Below are 1,291 nucleotides of genomic sequence, written 5' to 3' on the forward strand. Positions count from 1 at the left end.
GCCCTGGTGGAGGAAGGGCTCGCGGCGCTGGCCTGCGGGGCGTTCCACATCCGGTCCGGCGGCCGGACCTACTTCAACACCACGCCGCTCGGCCGGGCCGTGACGGGCACCATGCTGGTGCGCGCCATGCTCGACGACGACGTGCAGATCTGGGGCGACGGCTCCACCTACAAGGGCAACGACATCGAGCGGTTCTACCGCTACGGCCTGCTCGCGAACCCCTCGCTGCGGATCTACAAGCCGTGGCTGGACGCCGCGTTCGTCAGCGAGCTGGGCGGTCGCACGGAGATGTCCGAGTGGCTGGTCGCGCGCGACCTGCCGTACCGGGCCAGCACGGAGAAGGCGTACTCCACCGACGCGAACATCTGGGGCGCGACGCACGAGGCCAAGGCGCTGGAGCAGCTCGGCGCGGGCATCGAGATCGTCGAGCCGATCATGGGCGTGCGGTTCTGGGACCCCGAGGTGGAGATCGCCACCGAGGACGTCACGATCGGCTTCGACCAGGGCCGCCCGGTGACGATCAACGGCAAGGAGTTCTCCTCCGCCGTGGACCTGGTGCTGGAGGCCAACGCCATCGGCGGACGGCACGGCATGGGCATGTCCGACCAGATCGAGAACCGGGTCATCGAGGCCAAGAGCCGCGGCATCTACGAGGCGCCGGGCATGGCGCTGCTGCACGCGGCCTACGAGCGCCTGGTCAACGCGATCCACAACGAGGACACCATCGCCGCGTACCACAACGAGGGCCGCAAGCTGGGCCGGCTGCTGTACGAGGGCCGCTGGCTGGACCCGCAGGCGCTGATGGTGCGCGAGTCGTTGCAGCGCTGGGTCGGCACGGCCGTCACCGGCGAGGTCACGCTGCGCCTGCGGCGCGGTGAGGACTTCTCGATCATGGACACCACCGGTCCCGCGTTCAGCTACCACCCGGACAAGCTGTCCATGGAGCGGACCGAGGACTCGGCGTTCGGCCCGGTCGACCGCATCGGCCAGCTGACCATGCGCAACCTCGACATCGCGGACTCGCGCGCCAAGCTGGAGCAGTACGCCGTGCTCGGCATGGTCGGCAGCCAGTCGACGCTGATCGACACGCGGGTGGCCTCGACCGAGCTGATCGGAGCGATGCCCGAGGGCGGCGCCGAGGCCATCGCCTCCCGGGGCGAGGTGCCCGACGACGAGCTTCTCGACCACGCGGCCCTGGAAGCCGGCAACGACTGACCGGACCGCGGGTCGAACCCCGGACGCGGGGGGGCCGCGGCCCTGGGCGGGGGGACGCGGGGTGGGGCTGATGGGG

At 70.9% G+C, this 1,291-nt stretch carries 1 protein-coding gene; it reads left to right on the forward strand.

What is annotated here, in order from left to right; genetic code table 11:
* The coding region (gene argG / locus AB0G02_RS40760; RefSeq protein WP_360806069.1) for an argininosuccinate synthase at positions 1 to 1,215 on the forward strand (1,215 nt) is incomplete at its 5' end.
* Positions 1,216 to 1,291 lie beyond the last annotated feature (76 nt).

It is taken from the genome of Actinosynnema sp. NPDC023658 (assembly GCF_040639995.1).
GTDB lineage: Bacteria > Actinomycetota > Actinomycetes > Mycobacteriales > Pseudonocardiaceae > Actinosynnema.